This is a genomic window from Streptomyces canus 299MFChir4.1 (genome assembly GCF_000383615.1).
Taxonomy (GTDB): domain Bacteria; phylum Actinomycetota; class Actinomycetes; order Streptomycetales; family Streptomycetaceae; genus Streptomyces; species Streptomyces canus_C.
On the sequence record NZ_KB911635.1, the window covers coordinates 18455 to 39155 of the forward strand.

Annotated in this window: 18 protein-coding genes and 3 pseudogenes; 11 read left to right on the plus strand and 10 right to left on the minus strand. The window is 68.1% G+C overall.

The features are described 5' to 3' along the window. Positions 1-170: 170 nt before the first annotated feature. The 3 genes from H293_RS59535 to H293_RS0145070 are packed head-to-tail and all read right to left on the minus strand — an operon-like array spanning position 171 to position 1796. Positions 171-551 (minus strand): hypothetical protein, encoded by a 381-nt coding sequence (locus H293_RS59535; RefSeq protein WP_020124336.1) that lies wholly within the window; start codon positions 549-551, stop codon positions 171-173. Continuing rightward, the gene (locus H293_RS0145065; RefSeq protein WP_199790272.1) at positions 515-1084 is read right to left on the minus strand and encodes a P-loop NTPase family protein; all 570 of its coding nucleotides are present in this window, start codon (positions 1082-1084) and stop codon (positions 515-517) included. Before H293_RS0145065 ends, H293_RS59535 begins: the two co-directional genes overlap by 37 nt. A 25-nt stretch (positions 1085-1109) precedes the next feature. Continuing rightward, entirely contained in the window at positions 1110-1796 is a 687-nt protein-coding gene (locus tag H293_RS0145070; RefSeq protein ID WP_020124338.1) for a DJ-1/PfpI family protein, read from the minus strand. A 70-nt stretch (positions 1797-1866) separates the two neighbouring features. Between H293_RS0145070 and H293_RS0145075 the strand changes: the two genes are divergently transcribed. Beyond that, the gene (locus H293_RS0145075) at positions 1867-2841 is read left to right on the plus strand and encodes a GlxA family transcriptional regulator (RefSeq protein ID WP_020124339.1); all 975 of its coding nucleotides are present in this window, start codon (positions 1867-1869) and stop codon (positions 2839-2841) included. 291 nt (positions 2842-3132) lie between these two features. Next, positions 3133-4420 (plus strand): annotated as a pseudogene (locus H293_RS56260) (ISL3 family transposase); the annotation flags it as partial. A 160-nt stretch (positions 4421-4580) separates the two neighbouring features. On the opposite strand, the gene H293_RS0145085 reads toward H293_RS56260, so the two are convergent. Beyond that, on the minus strand, positions 4581-5513 hold the full coding sequence (locus tag H293_RS0145085) for an AraC family transcriptional regulator (RefSeq protein WP_033416568.1): 933 nt from the start codon (positions 5511-5513) through the stop codon (positions 4581-4583). Positions 5514-5598: 85 nt separating this feature from the next. Between H293_RS0145085 and H293_RS0145090 the strand changes: the two genes are divergently transcribed. Both H293_RS0145090 and H293_RS51700 read left to right on the plus strand, forming a co-directional pair. Next, positions 5599-6579 carry an NADP-dependent oxidoreductase gene (locus H293_RS0145090; protein ID WP_259294702.1) on the plus strand — a complete coding sequence of 327 codons (981 nt, stop codon included), beginning with the start codon at positions 5599-5601 and terminating at the stop codon, positions 6577-6579. Positions 6580-6820: 241 nt separating this feature from the next. Further along, the gene (locus H293_RS51700) at positions 6821-8419 is read left to right on the plus strand and encodes a tannase/feruloyl esterase family alpha/beta hydrolase (protein WP_158694550.1); all 1599 of its coding nucleotides are present in this window, start codon (positions 6821-6823) and stop codon (positions 8417-8419) included. On the opposite strand, the pseudogene H293_RS57990 reads toward H293_RS51700, so the two are convergent. From H293_RS57990 to H293_RS56275, 3 genes and pseudogenes are all read right to left on the minus strand, one after another. Beyond that, a pseudogene (locus H293_RS57990) lies at positions 8420-8742 on the minus strand (transposase); the annotation flags it as partial. Between the two features lie 41 nt (positions 8743-8783). Then, a complete protein-coding gene (locus H293_RS0145100; RefSeq protein ID WP_259294703.1) occupies positions 8784-9650 on the minus strand; it encodes an SDR family oxidoreductase in 867 nt (288 codons plus the stop codon). A gap of 288 nt (positions 9651-9938) precedes the next feature. Next, positions 9939-10089 (minus strand): annotated as a pseudogene (locus H293_RS56275) (ATP-binding protein); the annotation flags it as partial. 649 nt (positions 10090-10738) lie between these two features. Between H293_RS56275 and H293_RS59540 the strand changes: the two are divergent. Both H293_RS59540 and H293_RS51710 read left to right on the plus strand, forming a co-directional pair. Beyond that, positions 10739-11023, plus strand: coding sequence for a tyrosine-type recombinase/integrase (locus H293_RS59540; RefSeq protein WP_259294704.1), 285 nt, complete (start codon positions 10739-10741; stop codon positions 11021-11023). A 94-nt stretch (positions 11024-11117) separates the two neighbouring features. Beyond that, a complete protein-coding gene (locus H293_RS51710; protein WP_020124344.1) occupies positions 11118-11534 on the plus strand; it encodes a helix-turn-helix domain-containing protein in 417 nt (138 codons plus the stop codon). A gap of 229 nt (positions 11535-11763) precedes the next feature. On the opposite strand, the gene H293_RS51715 is transcribed toward H293_RS51710, so the two are convergent. The 3 genes from H293_RS51715 to H293_RS0145125 all read right to left on the minus strand — a co-directional run bounded on the left by H293_RS51715 (position 11764) and on the right by H293_RS0145125 (position 15853). Then, complete coding sequence (locus H293_RS51715) at positions 11764-13224, minus strand: MmgE/PrpD family protein (RefSeq protein WP_158694551.1); 1461 nt, start codon at positions 13222-13224, stop codon at positions 11764-11766. 5 nt (positions 13225-13229) lie between these two features. After that, positions 13230-14546 (minus strand): MFS transporter, encoded by a 1317-nt coding sequence (locus tag H293_RS0145120; RefSeq protein WP_020124346.1) that lies wholly within the window; start codon positions 14544-14546, stop codon positions 13230-13232. A gap of 458 nt (positions 14547-15004) precedes the next feature. Beyond that, positions 15005-15853, minus strand: a complete 849-nt coding sequence (locus tag H293_RS0145125) for an IclR family transcriptional regulator (protein ID WP_063746977.1) — start codon at positions 15851-15853, stop codon at positions 15005-15007. A 261-nt stretch (positions 15854-16114) separates the two neighbouring features. Here H293_RS0145125 and H293_RS0145130 point away from each other — a divergent pair, with 261 nt between their 5' ends. The 5 genes from H293_RS0145130 to H293_RS61000 all read left to right on the plus strand — a co-directional run bounded on the left by H293_RS0145130 (position 16115) and on the right by H293_RS61000 (position 20115). Beyond that, a complete protein-coding gene (locus tag H293_RS0145130; RefSeq protein ID WP_033416569.1) occupies positions 16115-17458 on the plus strand; it encodes an LLM class flavin-dependent oxidoreductase in 1344 nt (447 codons plus the stop codon). Beyond that, a complete protein-coding gene (locus tag H293_RS0145135; protein ID WP_020124349.1) occupies positions 17455-18846 on the plus strand; it encodes an acyclic terpene utilization AtuA family protein in 1392 nt (463 codons plus the stop codon). The genes H293_RS0145130 and H293_RS0145135 overlap by 4 nt, the downstream gene beginning before the upstream one ends. After that, positions 18843-19199 carry a DUF4387 domain-containing protein gene (locus tag H293_RS0145140; protein WP_020124350.1) on the plus strand — a complete coding sequence of 119 codons (357 nt, stop codon included), beginning with the start codon at positions 18843-18845 and terminating at the stop codon, positions 19197-19199. The genes H293_RS0145135 and H293_RS0145140 overlap by 4 nt, the downstream gene beginning before the upstream one ends. Further along, the gene (locus H293_RS0145145) at positions 19196-19711 is read left to right on the plus strand and encodes a flavin reductase family protein (RefSeq protein WP_020124351.1); all 516 of its coding nucleotides are present in this window, start codon (positions 19196-19198) and stop codon (positions 19709-19711) included. The genes H293_RS0145140 and H293_RS0145145 overlap by 4 nt, the downstream gene beginning before the upstream one ends. 269 nt (positions 19712-19980) lie before the next feature. Continuing rightward, positions 19981-20115: a hypothetical protein gene (locus H293_RS61000; protein ID WP_020124352.1), complete on the plus strand. Its 135-nt coding sequence runs from the start codon at positions 19981-19983 to the stop codon at positions 20113-20115. The last annotated feature ends 586 nt before the right edge of the window (positions 20116-20701 follow it).

The following is a 20701-nucleotide window of genomic DNA, read 5'->3' on the forward strand; positions in this document are numbered from 1 at the left end:
TCGGGCGAGCTGGCCCGAGCACGCGAGATGTGGGCGCTGGCCTCCAAGATGTCGCGCCTGCCCCACCACGAACGTGCCGCAGCGCTGGACCCCTTCAGGGCAAGTTCCACCGAGGACTCACAGCGGCTGGCTGGAGACCGCCAGGCCGGTCAGAACGCGACGTAGCCCGATCATGAGGGTTCCAGCCCGAGGTTCCAGTGCTTCGTGAAGCGCTCCAGTGTCAGCGCGACGTCGATCTCTTCGTTCCACACCGCTTCGAGCCACATGGGGACGGTGTCCAGGCGCTCGCAGACCACGACGCTGGCGGGCTGATGGGTCAGGTAGCAGTGGCTCTCGTTCGCGAAGGTCCCGCCCAGCCCGTACATCCCGTACAGCTGCCCGAGGCGTTCACGGCTGGCTTCGGCGAAAGCCTCCAACTGGCGTACGTAGCCCTCTTGTTGCACGGCGCTGACGGACTTGAGGACGACCGCGAGGATCTCCTGCGACAGGTCGGGGTCGAAGCCCGTGAAGCCGGTCAGGGACGCGAAGATCCGCTCGGCTGCTTGGAGCACGTGCGGCACGTGCTCCTCCCGGCCGCCGGAGGTGTAGGGAGGCGCGGCTTCGGCCAGTTCCAGCGCCGCCGTCGTTCCGCCGGCGGCCGCCGCGAGCCCCGGTCCCGCCGGGCTGTCGTGCGATCGGCGGGCGCGGCTCCGGCGTTGAGGAAGCGGGCGTGGACCAGGTCGGGCTTCAGGTACGCGGAGCCGATCGTGCCGAAGTCGCGTTGCGCGACCGTCACCTGGACCCGGGCAGGATCGTCGGTCGGTGCGAGGGTGAGTGTGACGTCGGCGTCCAGCAGGCCCAGGAGTGCGGGATCGTCGCTGTCCACAAGGGCGAGCACCGGCACGTGCAGCGTGCGCGCGAGAGTCGCCAGGACCTGGAAGGCGTCCGGGAGGCGGGGGCCGGACAGGGGCAGGCGGGCGCTGTGCGCGGCCTGCAGCCGGTCCACGACCACGAGGGCCAGGCAGTCGGCCTTTTCCTGGCGTGCGCGGGCCCATGACCCGATGCACGCGCGAGATGAGACGACTGCGGTGACCGGCTGCAGCACGCCGCGAACCGCCCTCTGAGGCCGATCAATCGGCCACGCGGGCCGCCTGCATCAGCGGGACGATGGCGGTGAGCGTGTGGTGGCGGTTCTCCGGGCTGGTCGCCGCGACGAGGTCCACCCGTGGGTCCCACGGGTGCTCGAGCATGCCGGCCACCGCCCGGGCCATGTCGGTGTTCTCCAGCCGGTCGATCAGGTGCAGTGCCATGTCGATGCCGGCGGTGATGCCCGCGCTGGTCACCACCGGGCCGGCGTCCACCCAGCGCCGGTCGCGGACGACCTCGACCTTCGGGTGCTGCCCGGCCAACTCGTCCAGGACGAGCCAGTGGGAGGTGGCGGCCCGGCCGTCGAGCAGGCCGGCCGCGGCGTAGACCGTCGCGCCGTTGCAGACCGAGGTCATGGTCGTGCCGTGTTCGGCGAGGGCCCGCATTCGGGCCAGATGGGCCTGGTCGGCGTAGAGCGTGGCGATGCCCGCGCCGCCGGGGTGCACGATGAGGTCGGGCCGCGGCTCGTCGTCGATCCCGCCGTCCGGGGTGACCGTCAACCCCAGCGCGCAGCGTACGGGCGCCCCGTCAAGGCTGGCCGTACGCACGCTCACCGGACGGGTCGCCACCGTCTGCCAGATCCGGAGCGTCTCCCACGGGCCAGTGAAGTCCAGCTCCTCGACGCCGTCGAAAAGGAGCACGGTGATGCGGTAGGGCTGTGTGTCTGTCATGCCCTCAGTCTTCGCGCCCCGCCCCGCCGCGACGAGTAGCAGGAATGCCCCTGGTCGATAAGATTCCGCCATGACCGGTTCGTCTCAGCGGCGCCATCGCGTCGCGGTGCTCGCCCTCGACGGTGTGCAGCCGATGGAGGTCGGCATGCCGTTCCAGACCTTCGGCCTCCACGACCGCCACTACGACGTCATCCTGTGCGGGCAGTCCGCCGGGCCGGTCGAGACCCTCAACGGCTGGTCGCTCACCGCGCCATACGGCCTCGACGAGGTGGTCACGGCGGACACGGTGATCGTGCCGGCCTATCGGGGCTCGGAGCGGGACACCCCACCGGATGCCACTCCGGACGTGCGGGACGCGCTGCGCGAGGCGCACTCCCGGGGCGCGCGAATCGCCACGATCTGCACGGGCGCGTTCGCCCTGGCCTCCACCGGTCTGCTCGACGGCAAGCGCGCGACCACCCACTGGATGCTCACCGACGAGCTGGCCCGCCGGCATCCGCGCATCGAGGTGGACCCCAGCGTGCTCTACGTCGACAACGGCTCCCTGATCACCTCGGCCGGGGTGGCCAGCGGCATCGACCTGTGCCTGCACCTTCTGCGCCGGGACTGTGGCGCGGCCACGGCTACGTCGATCGCCCGCGGAATCGTGGCCGCGCCACACCGCGAGGGCGGCCAGGCACAGTATGTGACCCGCCCGCCCGCGCCACCGAACCGCACCGAGCTGAGCGCGACCCTGGAGTGGGCCCTGCGCCGCCTCGACACCCCGCTGACGGTCGCCGAGTTGGCCGCGCACGCTGCGGTCGCCGAGCGCACGTTCGCCCGGATGTTCACCGCACAGCTCGGGGTCAGCCCGATCAAGTGGCTCACGGCCGCCCGGATCAGCCGCGCCCGCGAACTACTCGAGACGACCGACGCCGGCATAGACCACATCGGCCAGGCATGCGGTCTGGGAACCCCGGCGAATTTCCGCCACCACTTCCGGCTCGCGACAGGAACCACCCCGACCGACTACCGCCGCACCTTCTCGTCCGGGAGTGTCCAATAGACGGCCCCTGTCTCACATTCGGTGGTGACGCAGAGTCGTGAGGCTCGTCGGCATCCGTGTGACGGATGCCAACGTGCTTGTGCAGACGGTGCTTTCGGGGCAGCAGGCAGTGGCTGCCGCTCCCGCAGACCACCCAGATCGTGCGGGATGGTTGTCCAACCTCGGGGCCGCGCTGCGGGCCCGGTTTGAACGGACCGGCTCGATGGAGGACTTGAACGCCGCCACCGCAGCAGCCGCCCAGGCCGTGGCCGCCCCTCCCACCGGCCACCCGCAGCGCCTGGTGTACCCCGCCCCACGCGCGGCTGCCGGCATACCTTCCGCGAGCAGGTGCCTGGCGTGCTGGACCGATACCAGCGGCGTACGACCCGTCCGACCAGGCAAGTCAACGCCGTGGTCGAGGAGTTGGCAGGCCGGGCCGGGGCACGTCTGCCGGCGATACCCGCAGAGGGTCTGTCGCGTCACACGGCTCTGCGCGCCCTGCTGCGGATCCCGCTGTCCGTCGGGTGGGTGCCCCGCGTGATCGGCGTCGGCGACTTCGCGCTGCGCCGACGTCACCGCTACGCCACCGTGATCATCGACGCCGAGACCCACGAGCGGATCGACGTGCTGCCCGACCGCACCGCCGACACCCTGGAAACGTGGCTGCGCGAGCACCCGGGCATTGAGGTCGTGTGCCGGGACGGCTCAGCGACCTACGCCGAGGCCATCCGCCGCGCTCTGCCTGACGCTGTGCAGGTCGGTGATCGCTGGCATGTGTGGAAGAACCTATGCGAAGCCGCCCTGAGCGAGGTGAAGGCACACAGCACCTGCTGGGCCACCGTGCTCGACGCGCCGATCTACGACGCGCCTCCCGAGCCCGGACCAGCCTGGAACGCTGGCACCAGGTGCATCACCTGCTTGACCAGGAGGTGTGCCTGCTCGAATGCGCCCGCCGCTTGCAGCTGGCCCTGAGCACCGTCAAGCGCTGCGCGCGCCGACCGGCCCGAGCGGATGCTCCGCGTCCCCAAGTACCGTGCCAGCCTGGTCGATCCCTACCGCGAGCACCTGCGCAAACGTCGGGTCGAGGATCCCGGCGTCCCCGTCCTGCACCTCTTCGAAGCGATCAAAGTTCTCGGCTTCACGGGATGCCTGAACCTCCTGCCCAAGTACAGCAACCAAGGCCGTGCGGACGCCGGCCGCAGCCATATCTCCCCGCGCCGGCTCGCCCGGATGCTGCTGACCAGGCCCGACAACCTCAAGGCCGAGCAACACGAACTCCTGGCCAAACTGCCCGCAGCCTGCCCCGAGATGACTCAACTGGCCATCAGTATCAGGGGATTCGCCCCGCTCCTTGCGCCTCACCCCGACAATGCCGACGCGCTCACGAACTGGACCGCCGAGGTCCGAGCAGCCGACCTGCCCCATCTACAGGCCTTCACCCGTGGCCTGGACCGGGACATCGGCGCTGTAATCGCCGGACTCACGCTTCCGTACAACAACGGCCCCACCGAGGGCGTCAACACCAAGACCGAACGGATCGCACGCCAGATGCACGGACGAGCAAGCTTCCCCCCTCCGCCACCGCATCCTCCTCGGATAGCAGCACCCTCCGTCACCACCGAAAGTGAGACAGGGCCGTTAAGTTGACACACCCCCTTGCCCAAGACGCTGGACTTTCCCGAGCCCCAGGAGCCGATCAGTGCGAGTACACCGGTGTCGGTCTGGGCTCGTACCCGGTCCAGCAGGCTGAGAGGGCGTTATCAATAACTGTCCTCGCGTTGCTCGGCGCGGTATCGCCCAGGTGTCACACCGTGGGAACGGGCGAAAGCCCTGTGGAAGGCGGGTACCGATTGATAGCCGACCGCTGCAGCGATGGACTCGACCGGGTCTTGGGTCTTGCGTAGGCGAACTGCTGCCAGGTCCATACGCCACTGTGTCAGGTAGGTGGCCGGGCTCTGTCCGATGGCTGCGGGGAACCGGCGGGACAGGGTCGCCCGGGACACGCCGAGTACGGAAGCCAGCGTTGCGGTGGTCCATGGCTGTGCGGGCTCAGCGTGCAAGTGTTCCATCGCGCTGCGCACGAGGGGGTCTTCGAGTACTCCGAGCCAGGTGCCACGTTGTCCGGACTGGGTAGGCAACCAGGCGCGCATGAGTTGCACGAGCAGGACGTCGACCAGGCTGTTCAGCACCGCTCTGCCCGCTAGCAGTGGGCGACTCAGTTCTCGCCCGATCATCCGGACGGTGTCGTCGAAACCGGCCTCGCCCTGGTTCCCGCGGATGTGCATCACCTCCGGCAGCGCGCCGAGGATCTGGGTCCGCACGGTGCGGTCGCAGTCGTAGCTGATGGTCAGGATGCGGGTGCGGGCGGGCTGTGACCCGAGGCGAATCACCTCACCCGTCTCGAGCGCCCGGGCCGCCGCCGCCGGATCGCCGACCGGAGTACCCGTCTGTGGCGCGCTGCCAAGCGTGTGCGGCGGTCCGTCCGGCATGAGCACCACGTCGCCCACCGCCAGCTCCAGGCACTGCGGTGACAAGTTTTCGAACCCGAGCCAGGCGCTGCCGGCGGTAATCACGTGCAGGACCGCCGGAGTGCACCCCGTAAACGGGATCGACCAGCTCCCGCCCGCCTCGATCCGTGCGCCGATCGTGCCCCGCACCCCGGATACCTCCAACACATCCGCAACGAGATCCATTCACCCATACTAGATGACGCAAACGAGCAAGAAAGTGAGCAGTTCGAGCATCGACTGCTCACAAGATGCTCCATACGGTGAACCCATGACAACCGAAACCATGCGGGCCCTCGTCGCGACCGGCTACGGAGATCCCGAACAACTCACGATCGCCGAGCTCGCCGTCCCACGCCCCGGCCCCGGCCAGATCCTGGTGAAGATCGCCGCCTCGACGATCAACCCCACCGACATACGCGTCGTCACCGGCGCCTTTCGCGACCTGGTCGACCTGCAGTTCCCCTACACGCTCGGCAACGAGTTCGCGGGCACCGTCACCGAAGCCGGACCGGACGTCACCCGCTTCCGTGCGGGCGACGAGATCTTCGGCCTGGCCCTGCCCCGCCAGTTGAGCTTCGCCGCCGACCCTGTACGACCGTCGCTGAGCACCGGTGCCCTCGCCGACTACGCCGTCTTCGAGGCGGACACGCCCGCACTGGACCACCGCCCGGCAGCCCTCGGCGCCGAGCAGGCCGCGTCCCTGATGATCGCCGGCGGCACCACACTGACCATCATGGACACCGCGAAAGTCCGCCCCGGCGAGTCCGTCCTCGTCATCGGCGCCACCGGCTCGGTCGGCCTGACCCTGATCCCGGACCTGGCCGCAGCCGGCGCCGAGATCACGGCCACCGCCCGCACGACCGAGGCCGCCGAACTGCTGCGCAGCCTCGGCGCCCACCACACGGTCGGCTACGACGACTACCCCAGCGGCGTCGACGTCGTCCTCAACCTTGCGCTCTTTGCCGACGGCCTGCCTGCGGCGGCACACAGCCTGCGCCCGGGCGGCCGACTGATCTCAATCATCTTCCCCCCGCCGGAACCCCGGCAACTGGAACGCAACGACGTGGAACTGGCCTTCGTGATGCAGACGGGCGATGAGACCAACGGCGCACGGGCCGTCGCCGAGGCCGCAACCGCAGGCCGACTCTCCACCCCGATCGCCCGCCGATACTCACTCGACGACGGCGTCGAAGCGGCAATCGACTACGCCCGCAGGCACCCGCTCGGCAAGATCGTCGTCACTGTCTGAGCAGCGAAGCCGACCGCCACTGAACACGGCGCAAGGCAGTCGCGACTTCCCTGGGAGGGAGACCGATTCGTCATGCCCTGACCGGCGTGACTTGTCCAGACACACAACACTGAGAGGCGTACGCACGATGCGAAGTGATGAATACTCAGCCTCGACTGAGACGCATGCGCACCGTCATCTATTACGGTATCGCGGGCGGCTGAAAGTTCCACTCGCGGTGGGTTCGGCCGCACTGCTTGCCATGTCGATGCTCAACCAGCCGACTTGGGCGATTTCGAGCGCGGCTGACGGTGGCGGCGATGGCGATGATGTGGTGAGCAACGCCGCAGCCGCATGTCCAGCGTTGTCGAGGGCCACGATTCCTGCGGCGAAGATCGGGCTGCCGACCCGGGGTGCCGTCGTTACCTCGGCCACACTCAAGGCGGCCGACCCGGCAGCAGGCGCTTCCGAATTCTGCCTCGTCAAGGGGCACGTCACCAGCGTTGATCCATCGGCACCGCCGGTGAACTTCGAAGTCAATCTCCCGACCAATTGGAACCGTCGGACGCTGCAGTTCGGCGGTGGCGGCTTCGACGGGACCGTGGTCACCGGGCTTGGCATATTCGGATGGGGGACCGCCCCGGGGCAGGCCGCTCCTCTCGATCTTGGATACGTCACCTTCGGCAGCGACGGTGGCGCGTCGGTCGGGTCCAACCCGCCCAGCTCGTTCGCACTGAACCCCACCGCGTTTTCGAACTACTCCGGCGAGGCCGTCAAGCGCACCCGCGACACAGCGGTCGCGATCACCAAGCAGTACTACCGCCATTCACCGAGGTACCAGTACTTCGCCGGCGGGTCCAAGGGCGGCCAGGAAGCCCTGACCGCCGCAGAGCGGTACAGCGACGACTACAACGGCATCATCGCCTATTTCCCGGCTTCCCAGCAGGCGTTTCTGTGGTCGGCGTATCATCTGCAGCAAGTGGCCTACGGCACGCCGGGCGCCTACCTCGATCCAGCTAAGCAGCAAATGTTCGGGAAAGCGCTCTTCGGCGCCTGCGACAAGCTCGACAAAGCCGCCGATGGCGTCATTTCCAACGTGTCGGCATGCGAGAAGGCGTTCACGTTCACGGCACTGCGCTGCCCCGGTGGTCGAGACACCGGCGACACCTGTCTTTCCGACGCGCAGATCGCCACGCTCAAGTCCGGCCAGAGGCCGTACAAGTTCGACTTCCCGTTCCCGAACGGGACAACGACCGTCGGCGGTTACCCGATCCTGGCCGGCGGCAAGTTGAGCCCGTACTGGCTGGACACGACAGGCAAAGGCACGGAAACAATCTTCAACGGCTTGACCATGCCGGCATTCAACTACTGGTACCAGCAGCGGAAAACACCGCCACCTGCTCTGGACCTGTCTCTTGACTACAAGCAGTACAAGAACCGGATCCATTCAATCGGTACCGAGTACGACCGGAACAACCCCAACATGGACCAGTTCGTCACACACGGCGGCAAGCTGATCCTGGTCCAGGGCAATGCCGACATGCTCACCCCACCCAACGCCACCAATGCGTACTACAAATCGGTCGCCGCGCGTTATGGCAAGAAAACCCAGCAGTTCATGCGCTACTACACTGTACCTGGCTACGGCCACGGTGAAGGCGTCTTCAATCTGGCTTGGGACTCAGTCTCCGCACTCGACTCCTGGGTGACAAAGGGCACTCCCCCAAACCACCCGATCGCTTACAACGGCAGCTCCACCACCGTCCAATCACGCCCACTGTGCCAGTACCCCAGCTGGCCGAAATACAACGGCCACGGGAATGCCAACGAGGCCAACAGCTTCAGCTGCGTCACGAGCTGAACTGAGGCTTCGCTCGATCACCCGCCTCCGACGCCCTGATCGTTCGCTGAACTCGACGCCCCTGCGCGCGATCGGCACGCCGATCCGCTTGCCAAGCACCATTCCCACAGATCGGATCGGCCGTATGCCTCGTCGGCATGAAGGCGCTGGGGCTTGAAGTACCGGCCGCGGTGGGGGTCCTGTCTCGTTTGGTGACCCGCCACCATGGGCTTCAGCCCTTCGCTGTCATGGCCGTTGCCAGCCATGACGCCGACGAGGAGGGGCATTCGGTTCGCGTCCGACAGGACGTGCATCTTGGAACCCGGCTTACCCCGGTCCACGGGCGGGTTTCGGCACCGTCACGGCACGACAGGGGCAGGACCTTTCAAGAAGGATAGTGCTTGCGCAGATCGGAGGTGGTCAGCCGGTCGAGTACCCGGTCGGGCAGGAAGCGGGAGGCCCGAATCAGGAAGTTGGCGGCGCCGCCGAGGATGTAGCGGGTACGGGGTTTGCGGTCCGTCACGGCCTTGGCGATCCCCAGGGCGGCGGCCTCGGACGTCATGCCGGCGGCGGTGAACGCGGCGATGTGGTCGGGGAGCGCCTTCATCAGGTGCCCGTAGCGCTCCGTCTGCTCCTGGTTCATCCCAGCACTGAGGCGACTCAGATCCGTGGTCCCTCGGCCGGCCATGGCGGTCTTGATGCCTCCCGGTTCGACCACGACCACGTCCACGCCGTAGGGGGCAAGCTCGTTGCGCAGGGCGTCACTCATCGCCTCCAGGGCGAATTTGCTGCTGGAGTACGGTCCGTACCCTGCCAGGGAGATCTTGCCGTTCAGTGAGCTGATGTTGACGACGCGGCCGCCGGCGCGCACCAGCGCCGGGATCAGCGCCTGGGTGAGAGCGAGATGGCCGAAGAAGTTCACGTCGAAGATGCGTCGCCATTCGCTGAGCGGAGTGGCCTCGACCGGGCCGGCCCCGGGAAGTCCGGCGTTGTTGACCAGCGCCCGCAGGGGACGTCCTTGCGGGTCGTCGTCGATACGCGCTACCAGTGCCGCGATGTGGTCGTCGTCGGTGATGTCGAGGATGACCGGCTCCACGCCCGGGGCTCGAAGGTCCACACCATCGCTCTCGCGACGTACGCCCGCCAGGACGTGGAAGCCGCGGCGGGCGAGCTCCTTGGCAGTCGCCGCGCCGACGCCGGTGGAGGCGCCCGTCACGACAACGAGCCCCTCGGATTCAGTTGCCTTAGTCACCTTGCGAGTCTGATCCGTGGCGGACGACCACGTCAACTCAAGGGTGATGGCGTCATCCCTCCAGGCGGATCACCGGTATGGCAGCCGCGCAGCGTCTGCCGCCGCTACCCGCCGGGGTCGGATCGACGCGGCGGCTGAACTGGCGGTCTTCGGCCCAGTCCACCCTGCAGAACACGGGCGTCGGTACCCGGTGATCTCCATCCGGCCTCCTTCCTTGCGCCTCTTTTCCCAGGCTGTCGGCGTACTCTCCCTTCGGGCCGGGCCGGTACGTTCGAACGTCCCCAGTTGTCAGGCCACGTCGGTCTTCTCTCGCTCGATGGCCTGGAGGCGGTTCTTGAGCCGGTAGCTCGGGCCGTTGATCGCGAACTTCGCAGTGGTGGAGGAGCCGGTCGAGGATCGCGGTGGCCAGGACCTCGTCGCCGAAGACCTGGCCCCATTCATCTGGGGCTGGCACTTGTTCGTTCCCGGGAATCTGTGCTGTCACCAGCCTGTATCCATCTCATGTGGTCCTCGTTGGTTCTCGTCGTGGGTCTCGGATTCTCCAGGTGCCACCTTGACCGTTCAGGTGCGAGGAAGGTGTGCCGGTGACCGGAACGAGACGGCCTGCGGGGGAGATGACCCCGGAGGACATCAACCGGTTCGTCGGAGACCTCGCTGTCCAGGGCCGCAAGACCTCGACCCGCCGCGAAGTGTGCAGATCTTCAAGGGCTTCCACTGGTTCCTCCAGGCCCGTAAGGCCGCCGAGATCGAGGCCGCCTTCGGCGTCCGACTGGTCTGCCCCATCGACGAGTTCAACGCCTCACGGCATGTCGGTGACGACTCACCGGCCCTGGTGCCGCCGCCGGCCCCCGAACGGGTCGGAGAGTTCTTCGAGTTCATGAAACGGCGGATCGCGATTGCGCGGAAGTACGGCCCCGCCGCCCCGGACTATGCCATGGTGCGGACGCTGTATCACGCCGGGCTCCGCTCCGAGGAAGCGTCGCTCCTGGAGAAGCCGGACCTGCACTTCACCCGCGGGCCGCTTGGAGCTCCATGTCCGCTTCGGCAAGGGGGCTCACACATCCGGGCCCAGGCCGCGCTGGGTGCCCATGCTCGACGGCCTGGACCTGGTCCTGCGGTGGTTCCTGGAGGACGTGCGGCCCAAGTTCCCTGATTCACCGGTGCTGTTCGCGGACGAGTCCGGCGGCCCTCTCCATCGCGGGACGATTCGCAACCGGCTGCGCTATCTCATGCAACTCGAAGGCCAACCTGCAGCCGAGTGGTTCAGCCCGCATGCCCTGCGCCGGGCGTGTGCGACCCACACCTACGAACGCGGCGTCGACCTGGTGGCGTCCAGCAGATGCTCGGTCATTGGACTGTCAGCTCGACCATGAGATGTGTCCGGCCCTCGGCCACCTTCATCGAGGATGCCCATCAGCGGGCGGTGGCCAGCACGCTCGCCGAACCGACCGGGAAGGAGTCCACAGAATGAAGATCCAATGGCGTCTGCGGATGACCGTCGCTCAGCGTGAGGTCTGGACCGGGACTGAACTGCGGCGGCTGCTGGCCGAGAAGGCCGGTCTGGAGCTGTCCTCGGCGTCGGTGTCCGCGCTGTTCACCAAGGAGCCCTCCCAGGTGAAGATGACGACCCTGGCCGCGTTGTGCACCGCGCTGGAGTGCACTCCCAACGACTTGATCGAGGTCGACACCACGCCGGTCGAACGGCCCGTCGCCCTGCCCCGTCCAGCCGCCGAGCTCCTGCGGGCCGCCTCCGCGCGCGGTCGGTCGATGCCCCCATGTGACAGGCGGCAGAGGTGGGCAAGAAGCAGCGGGACCGCGTCACGTGCGGTGCCCCGGTCGGGTTCCCCGACCGCGAGCACTGCTGCCGGTGCTGGCGCCGGATGAAGGAAGAGGCCGCGCGATCGACATGTCCGTCCTGCGGCCTGAACAGAGCGCTGCAGCAGGACACCGGCCGATGCGTCCTGTGCTCGAGAGTCTGTGAACAGTGCGGTCACCCGGTGCGGGCGGCGGACAGCCAGCTGTGCCGGACTGCCGAAACAGGGCCCGAAGACTGGCAGCCCAGCAGCCGTGTCCGCGCTGCGGCCGGCCCGGCTCTCAGACGCGGGTCACTTGATCAGGAGGCCGTCCCTGACCGGCACAGGCGGACCAATGCGCTGACGTCGGCGAGGTGTTCCACGTCGCCGACCGTTTCCTCGATGGCTGTCACCCGGTCCTCGGACAGGACTCGGCCCGCGTTGCTGCGGAACTTGGCGCTGACCTCCTCCGTAGTAAGCAGGTTTCCGGGGGTGCCGCTGGAGGTCGCGATTCGCCGGCGTACCTCCCGGCCGTCGGTCAGGCGCACGATGACCTCACCGGGGAAGCGGGCCGGGAAGTCGCTGTCCGGGTCCGGCGGGCAAACTGTCTTGGCGGCGAGTGCGAGCACGTCGGGGTGATCAAGCGGCTCGTCGTAGAACGTCGTGAGGTCGATGCGGCCCGCGGTGAGCGCCCGAGCCACTACGTACTGCACGCTGAATTGCGCCTCGTACAGGGTCTGCGGTCGCTGCTTACGCGCGGCGGGCTCGGTCACGGCGGGCATCATCCGCGGGGTCGTGGGGCAGATGATCTCGGCGACATCCCTAGGGCGCACCGGGGTGCCACCGAGCTCGGTGTGCAAGGCGAGTGCCGCGTCGATGAAGGCGTGCGTGAAGTGGCAGCAGGGGTAGGGCTTCAGGGCGATGTCGGCACAGGACCAGCGCTTGCCTAGGTCTTCCAGGCCCAGGTCGATCTCGTCCGCCGACAGGCCCAGGTGACTGGCGTACAAGCCGAGGGGTCCGTCGAGGACGCTTGGGGGACCGGCGAAACCGGCCGCCGCGAGCCCGGCGGCCACGATGCCTGAGTGGGCTGCCCAGCCGGGGTGGAGCCGCTTGAGGGATGAACCGGCCAGTTCCAGGGTGCCCGCCGCCTGGCTGCCGCAGATGCCGAGCGCCGAGGCGGTGGTCGGCCCGTCCAGGCCGCGCAGCCTGGCCGCCGTGGCCGCCGCCGCGAAGGTGCCCGCGATGCCGGTCGGGTGGAAGCCGCGGTCGTGGAACAGGCCCGCTCCCGCGCCGGCAATCCGGCAGCCGACTTCCAGGCCGACGATGTAGGCGACCAGGAAGGCCTCACCGTCGGCGTGCTGCTCTTCCGCCACCGCCAGGGCCGCCGCCAGCGCGGGTGCCGTGGCGTGGTAGATGGCGCCGATGTGCGTGTCGTCGAAGTCCAGGCCGTGTATCAGCGTGCCGTTGACCAGGGCGGCCGACGCAGCAGGCAGGGGCGTGCCGTGGCCGAGGACGTGGCTGTCCTCTCCCCGGCCGAGCGCTAGGGCGGCATCGAGGACCGGGCGTCCGAAGTCCATGCCCGAGGACGCCAGCGCGATGCCGAGTGCGTCGAGGAGGTGGTCACGGGCCACCGCCTGTACCGCCTCGGGGATGTCGGCCAGGCGCAGACCAACAGTGAAGGTGGCGAGCCGCTCAACGGCCGTTTCGGCGTCGGGGGTTCGGAAGGCTTCAACGGGCTTCTCGGGGGTGGCGGTCTGCCTGCCGGTGGGCGCTTTCGTCATGTTGTTCACAGTGACTCCTTAGCTGACGGAACTGCGTGGTGTGCGAACGCGCCGGTCGGTCGTGCGGTGTTCTCCCGCAGGGCACGGCCCGCAGTGCGGATCCCGAAGACGCCGACCGTACCCCCGCCCATCACCAGGACACCGGCCATGACAGCGAAGAACCCGGAGAAACCGAGCCCCTCGAGCATCGGCGCGAACAGGAAACCGCCGGAGAACACGGCGAGGCGTCCCAGGCCGTTGGACACGCCCTGGCCGAGTCCGCGCAGCGGGGTGGGGAACAGCTCCGGCAGGTATGCGTACAGGAACGCGGTCAGGGTCTGCAGCAACATGCTGAGCAGGAAGCCACACGCGGTCACCACGGTGGCGTTGCCGGTGTTCCCGAACCCCAGCAGTAGTGCCGCGATCACCACTGCCAGGGCAAAAATGGCCCACTTGCGTTCCAGCCGGTCTATCAGCGGCCAGGCCAGCAGAGCACCCGGCACCGCGGCGAACGCGAACACCAGGGTCAGCGTCAGAGCCGCGGTGTGGCTGTAGCCGTGCTCCACCAGCAACGTCGGCACGTAGGCGTTGAACCCGAAGAAGGCGAACGAGGTCAGCACCAGACAGGCCACACCGACCAACAGGTTGCGAATGTTGGCCCCGCGCACCAGCTCACGCGGGCTCACCGGCAGCACCGGCGGTTCCTCGACGGGCTCCGGCAGCGTGCCGTACTGCCGTTCCGCTTCCGCCTCCAGCCGTTCCACCGTCGCCATGGCCTGCTCGATCCGGCCTTGCGCGCACTCCCAGCGCACCGACTCCGGCAGGATGCGCAGGGCCAGGAGGCACGGGATGACACCTGCGGCACCGAGCACGAACACCCAGCGCCAGGTGTCCTCGCCCAGAGGGATGACGACCCGGGCGAACGCTGCGGCCACCGGCGCGCCAAGCAGCCCTATCGCCAGCATCAGGGACACTGATCGGCCGCGGGAGGCACGCGGGAACATTTCCGCGGCATACACGATCAGCACCCCGGTGGTTGCCTGGATGCCGAAGCCGTTGATGAACCGGGCCGCGATCAGGTAGCCGACGCTGTTGGCGAGCGTAGTCAGCAGGGAAGCCGTCGAGAACAGCAGGACCCCGCCGACGATGGTCCGCCTGCGGCCGAACTTGTCGCTGATCCGGCCGCCCGTCACAGCGCCGAAGAACATGCCGAGGAACGTCGAGGATGTGGCGATCCCGATGCTGTGCAGGGAGAGCCCCCACTCCTGGGTGATGGTCGGCGCTACGTAGGAGAAGGAGTAGATGTCGACGATGTCGAAGGCGAAGAGGACACCCAGGATCATGCACCACGTCCGCTGTGAACGGGTGATACGGGGGAGCGAACTCAACCGCGCCGACGGGGAGTACAGCGTTCTTTCGTTTCTGTGCACTTTCTCTGTTGCAGCCATGCGTGGTCCTCACATCATTGTGAATTCCGGCTCCCGCAGGCGGCATAGCCGCTCGGCTCGGGCGGGGGCGGAAATGCGGACGGTGAAACACCCGGATTGCACTCGGGGTACAGGGTAAATCGAGAGAAATCTCGTCATCCCGCGGTGGCGGCGAGAAAAGCACCGAGGCCCGTGGAAAGTAAAGGGGGTTACCGATCCTGATCATGCCTCGTGGGCTGTGTCACGGAAATGCGCGGCTCGTGCGGCGGCACCGGTTTCCTCGCCGATGCCGATGTCCGCCATTGCAACCGGCGCGAAGGGCACGGGCAAGCGGAGTTGCGGCAGCCGCAACATCCGGTGCAGGCCGGCGGCGGTCAGCGGGTCAGCAGATCCTGGATGGTCACGTCCAGCGAGGCAAGCCGCACCGAGGAGTTCGGACCGATGACCGCCGCCAGCCGGGGCGCCAGCTCGCTGCTGGCCGCCCGCAGCGGCCCCGCCAGCGCGAGCAGTGCGGGCTTCGGAAGCCGCTGCTCCGGGCCCGCGATGACCAGCGACCCCAGCGGATAGTCGTCGGCCGGGTCCAGCAGTGCCGTGGCGATGCCGTGCAGACCGGGGTGATTGCTGGAGTAGGAGACCGCGTATCCCTGCGCGCGGATCTCCGCCAGCTGCTTCGCGAGGTGGGACCGGGACTCTGCCGCCACATGTTCCTCGATCACTTCGGCGGCCTCCGCCTGCGGCAGGTGCGCCAGGATCGACGTGCCGCCGCACCCTGAGGTCAGCGGCGAACGCTCACCGAACAGCACCACCCGTCGCAGCGCGCTGCCCGGTGACTCCTCTCCCAGGACCAGGACTCTGTGGCCGCCGCTGCGCAGGTGCAGCGTCGCGGTCTCCCCGCTGGTCAGCGCGAGCCGCATGAGCACCGGGCGGGCCGACTGCACCAGCGCCGGACGCGGGCTCATCAAAGTCGCCAGCGCGATGGCGCGGCTGCCGACGCGATAGCCGCTGCGGCCTGCGTGATGGACGAAACCGCTGTCCTGCAGACTGCGCAGGATGCGGTACGTCCGGGTCTTCGTCAGGCGCGTCACCTGTGCGATTGCCGTCAGCGAGGCGGGCTGCTCCATTCCGGCCAGCAACTCCAGTACCCGTAGTGCCCGCAACGCCGAGTCGGATTGCTCGGTCGCCGCCGGAACGCCTGCCCCGGTCCTCGTCTCGGGTTTGGTCATGCCGTCGCGCCTCCCTTGCCCTTGCCTGGCTCCTCGAACCGACCAATACCGTCCGTCCCACAGCCCCCGCACCCTCTTGGTTGCGCCGGTCGCAACTTTGGTTGCGGCTGCCGACAGGATCGTCCACGGTACTCACGGGCACTGTCAATACATTCCTTCTGGCCGCTGAATTCGAGGACGGTGCTGCCTGCGGCCGACGCCTTCCGTATACCGACGCCTTCCGTATATCAAGGAGGAACAATGCCTGACGACTCCCGCCGAATGGCACTCATTGCTTTTCTGCAGGCCCAGAACTGTTCCAATTATGTGGGATCTTGGCGTCACCCGTCCTCGATGACCGACTTCCTGTCCGCCTCCTATTTCACCCGTATCGCGAAGACGCTGGAGGACGCCGCCTTCGACATGGCGTTCTTCGACGACCGTCTCGCCATGCCCGACGTCTACGGCCAAAGCCACGAACTGGCCCTCCGGCACGGGATCCGCTCCGTCAAGATGGACCCGACGCCGATCCTCATGGCCATGGCGGCCGCGACCACACACCTCGGTCTCGGGGCGACGTACTCGACGACCTACTACGAGCCCTTCCACGTAGCTCGGCTCTTCGCCACGCTGGACCTGATGACCGGCGGCCGGGTCGCCTGGAACATCGTCACCTCCCTGAACGACTCCGAAGCCACGAACTTCGGACGCACAGGCCACCTGGAGCACGACCTGCGCTACGACAGGGCGGACGAGTTCCTTGAGATCGTGCGTCGGATGTGGACCAGCTGGGACGCCGACGCGCTGGTTCTCGACAAGGAGACCGGCGTTTTCGCCGACCCCGACAAGGTCCGCAGGACCACCTTCTCGGGCAAGTTCTTCGACGTCGACGGCGCCTTCACAGTGCCCCGCTCACGCCAGGGACACCCCGTGCTGCTCCAGGCCGGATCGAGCGGCCGCGGCATGGCCTTCGCCGGTCGCTGGGCCGACGTCGTGTTCACCGCGTACTCCTCGCGGGAGGCGGGAGAAAAGCAGTACCAGGCGGTCAAGCAGGCCGTGGCCGACGCGGGCCGTGATCCGGCACATGTGGTCGTCGCTCCCGCGATCAACGTCATCACCGGCGAGACCCCCGAACTGGCGCGCCGCAACTTTGAGTTGACCGACGCTCTGTCCCGGCCCGAGGACAGCCTGGCTCTGCTGTGCGAGGTCCTGAACGTCGACCTGTCCACCCGTCCCTACGACGAGCCGTTCACCGACGCCGAACTGGCCGCCATGTCCTGGCAGGGGCTACGCGACCGCGTCATCCAACTCAGCGGCACTGCGAACCCCTGCGTGCGGGACTTCGTGGAGCACTCCGGCCGCGGCTCCCTGCCCAAGGGCGACTCCACCATGGTGGGCACCCCGCAGCAGATCGCCGACCAACTCGAGCAGTGGTTCGGCTCCTGCTGCGACGGCTTCGTGCTCAGCGCCTCCTCCGTCCCGGGCACCTACGAGGACTTCGCACGGCTGGTCGTACCCGAGCTGCGGCGCCGCGGCCTGGTGCGGGATTCATACACCGGCTCCACGCTACGCGAGAACCTCGGCCTGCCCGCTCCGGCCGAGGCGAGCCGGGAGGCCGCGGCATGAGCGCCTCGCTGCCCATCCGGATCTTCACCCCGCAGGGCATGCTCGGCTACGGCTACGACCTGGCCGACTTCCACCGCACCGTAGAGGAGGGCGTCGATCTCATCGTCGTCGACTCCGGCTCCACCGACCCCGGCCCGTACATGCTCGGGCTGGGCAAGACCCTCGTCACGGTCGAGTCCTACGCCCGTGACCTCAGGCCCATGCTGCGGGCCGTCGCAGATCACCGCATCCCGCTCGTCATCAGCTCCGCCGGGGGAGCCGGCACCGACGAGCAGGTCGCCAGGATGACCGACCTGGTAGACCGGCTGGCCGACGAGGAGGGGCTGAGCCTGCGGGTGGTCACCATCGGCGCGGACATGCCCGCCGATGTCGTGGCCGACCGGCTGGCCCGCGGCCTTATCGAGCCGAACGTGCGCGGCGAACTGCCCTCAGAGAAGGACGTTCGGGAGGCTACGGGCCTGGTCGCACAGATGGGAGCGGAGCCCTTCCTGGAGATCCTCGCAACCGGCGAACCCTTCGACGTGATCATCGCCGGCCGGGCCTACGACCCGGCGCCCCACGCCGCCTTCGCCCTGCACCACGGCGTCGAACCCGGCATCGCCTGGCACATGGGCAAGATCCTCGAGTGCGGGGGTGCCTGCGCCGAACCCAAGGGTGGCGGTGTCGTCGCCACCGTGTACCGGGACCGCTTCGAGCTCTCGCCCTCCGGACCGGCGCAGCGCTGCACCCCGCTGTCGGTGGCCGCGCACACCCTCTACGAGAAGAGCCGTCCCGACCTGCTGCCCGGCCCCGGCGGCGTCCTCGACGTCCGCGCGTGCGTGTACGAGGCCGTCGACGAGCGCACCGTCCGGGTCAGGGGCAGCCGCTTCCTGCCCAGTGACCATCCGGTCCTCAAGGTCGAGGGAGCGGCCGTGGTCGGCCACCGCGCCGCCTTCATCGGCGGCATCCACGACCCGGTCCTCATCGCCCAGCTCGACACCTTCCTCGAACGCGTCGAACGACAGGCTGGCCAGCTTCACCCCGAACTCGCCGGCGGCACTGCGAGCCTGGCGTTCCATGTGTACGGCCGCAACGGGGTGATGGGTCCGCTGGAGCCCTCCACCGCCGTGCCACACGAGGTCGGCATCCTCGGAGAGGTCACCGCAGAGAGTCCCGAACTCGCCCTCGCCATCTGCACCACCGTGCGCATCGGCTGCCTTCACCTGTCCTACCCCGGGCAGATGGCGACCGCTGGGAACATGGCGCTACCGCTCAACCCGATGGAAAGCCCCATCGGCCCGGTGTGCGCCTTCACCCTCTACCACCTCATGGACGCCCGGGACCTCGACCTGTTCCCCGTCGCCCACCGGCAAGTGGGCCGGATACCCGCCGAGGAGGCCACCCGATGACCGCGACCGTCCCGCTCAAGGACCTCGCGGAGGTCATCCGCAGCAAGAACGCGGGACCCTACGAGATCACCTTCGATGTCATGTTCACTGACGCCGACAGGTATGCCCACGTCCGAGACAGCGGCGTCTTGAACCCCACCGCGCTCGCCAGCCTCTACTCGGTGACCGAGAGCGATGTCCGTACCTGCCAATTCTTCGAACCCGCCCTGGCCTTCAAGCTCACCTTGGTCCGGCACGGCGACCAGGGCAGCATCGGCGAACGCGACACCTTCGGCGCCCAGCAGCACGGACCGCTGCTCGACATTCTCGTACCCGTCCCAGCACCTGCTCCCGGAGAGGAAGCCCGCTCATGACCCCGTCCACCACGCCAGGCCCGCCCTGCAGTCTCGACACGCGCACCCTGCGCCACGCTTATGGCCAATTCCCAAGCGGAGTCGTCGCCGTCGCCGCCGAGGTCGAGGGCGAACGCACCGGCCTCGCCGCGAGCACCTTCGTGCCAGTCTCCCTCGACCCGCCACTCGTTGCCTTCTGCATCCAGAACACCTCAGCCACCTGGCCCAAGCTGGCCACCGCGCCCCGCCTCGGCGTCAGCGCGCTCGGCGCCGACCTCACCGATGCCGCCCGCTCGCTCGGCAGTAAGGGCGGCGACCGCTTCGCCGGCCTCGCCACCCTCACCTCCGACGCCGGCGCCCTGTTTATCGAGGGGGCAGCGGCATGGCTGGAGACCTCCGTCCACGACACTCTCGCGGCGGGCGACCACGCGATCGTCCTGCTGCGGGTGCACAACCTGACCGTTCGGCCCGAGGTCAGCCCCATGGTCTTCCATGGCAGCAGCTTCCGCGAATTGGCCGCCGTACCTTGCTGAAGGAGGCACGCCCTCAAGTCACCCAAGGGCTGAGCGAGTTCTGCCCCGGCAATGAGGGATCGCGCATCGACCGGCCCAGACGCCGCCCACACCCGGTCGCGACGCCTCAGCTACAACGATGCCGCGGCCGGGCGGCCGCTGGGCCGCGCGAGCGGGGAGCCTGCGCAGCGATGATCGCCGTGTTGAACAAGAGCTGGAAACCGTCGAGGCCGCCCTGGCATTCCTCGTCACGGCGGCCCTCATGACGCTGACCGATCTATCCCGGAGCGTTGCTTCACCCCGTCACCGCCGCCGCGCTGGTTGACCTGGGCGGGGAAGATCCTCACCTCGCGGAGGGCCTGCTCGGGATCTTCCGCGCGGTCGGGTTCGACGACTGGATCGCGCTCGGCGAGCGTTACCGCTGATCCGTCGCGACCACCGATGGAGATCTCATGGGCACCATAATCGGGAAGATCTGGCCCACGCATCGGGCTGCCCGCCATGCGCGCGATGGACCGCCCCGATGCCGAGTTCTCCATGGCCTTCACGCCACGCTAGCCAGCTCCGGCGTGTGCGAGTGCATCACCGACCTGATGAATCTCCCTGGATGCGCGCAAACCGTCCCAGATTCGCGATGCGCTTGCCCGTGGGCAAGGCGGCTACGTATCTGCTCTACGGCCTGGGCTCAGGCTGGTCCGAACAGGTCCGCCTCGGTGAAATCCGGATAGCGGGCCGCAACCTCGGCTTCGGACTTCAACTCTCCCTTCCACTGCACCACGATCCGCTGCGGCCTACCCGCGGTCACCCTCCTGGGATCCGAGACCTGGTCACCGACGGCGACACCATCACCCTCGACCTCGAAGCCCGGCTCCTCCGTACCGAGGCGCCGAGGTCGCCTTCAGCTTCAGCTCAGCTTGGAAAGGACCGACCATGAATCTGGCCATGAACCTGCTCGCGGCCGCCCGTTCGCAGCCCCGGCACCCGGCGATCAGACTGGACGGCTACTCGCTG

Excerpts from the sequence above, each read along its gene's own strand:
- H293_RS51700 (WP_158694550.1), top strand. The coding sequence starts at position 6,821 with ATGTCGATGCTCAACCAGCCGACTTGGGCGATTTCGAGCGCGGCTGAC.
- H293_RS0145140 (WP_020124350.1), top strand. The coding sequence starts at position 18,843 with ATGACCGCGACCGTCCCGCTCAAGGACCTCGCGGAGGTCATCCGCAGC.
- H293_RS0145125 (WP_063746977.1), bottom strand. The coding sequence starts at position 15,853 with ATGACCAAACCCGAGACGAGGACCGGGGCAGGCGTTCCGGCGGCGACC.
- H293_RS0145145 (WP_020124351.1), top strand. The coding sequence starts at position 19,196 with ATGACCCCGTCCACCACGCCAGGCCCGCCCTGCAGTCTCGACACGCGC.
- H293_RS0145085 (WP_033416568.1), bottom strand. The coding sequence starts at position 5,513 with ATGGATCTCGTTGCGGATGTGTTGGAGGTATCCGGGGTGCGGGGCACG.
- H293_RS0145120 (WP_020124346.1), bottom strand. The coding sequence starts at position 14,546 with ATGATCCTGGGTGTCCTCTTCGCCTTCGACATCGTCGACATCTACTCC.
- H293_RS51710 (WP_020124344.1), top strand. The coding sequence starts at position 11,118 with ATGAAGATCCAATGGCGTCTGCGGATGACCGTCGCTCAGCGTGAGGTC.
- H293_RS59540 (WP_259294704.1), top strand. The coding sequence starts at position 10,739 with ATGCTCGACGGCCTGGACCTGGTCCTGCGGTGGTTCCTGGAGGACGTG.
- H293_RS0145070 (WP_020124338.1), bottom strand. The coding sequence starts at position 1,796 with ATGACAGACACACAGCCCTACCGCATCACCGTGCTCCTTTTCGACGGC.
- H293_RS51715 (WP_158694551.1), bottom strand. The coding sequence starts at position 13,224 with ATGACGAAAGCGCCCACCGGCAGGCAGACCGCCACCCCCGAGAAGCCC.
- H293_RS0145090 (WP_259294702.1), top strand. The coding sequence starts at position 5,599 with ATGACAACCGAAACCATGCGGGCCCTCGTCGCGACCGGCTACGGAGAT.
- H293_RS0145075 (WP_020124339.1), top strand. The coding sequence starts at position 1,867 with ATGACCGGTTCGTCTCAGCGGCGCCATCGCGTCGCGGTGCTCGCCCTC.
- H293_RS0145135 (WP_020124349.1), top strand. The coding sequence starts at position 17,455 with ATGAGCGCCTCGCTGCCCATCCGGATCTTCACCCCGCAGGGCATGCTC.
- H293_RS0145130 (WP_033416569.1), top strand. The coding sequence starts at position 16,115 with ATGGCACTCATTGCTTTTCTGCAGGCCCAGAACTGTTCCAATTATGTG.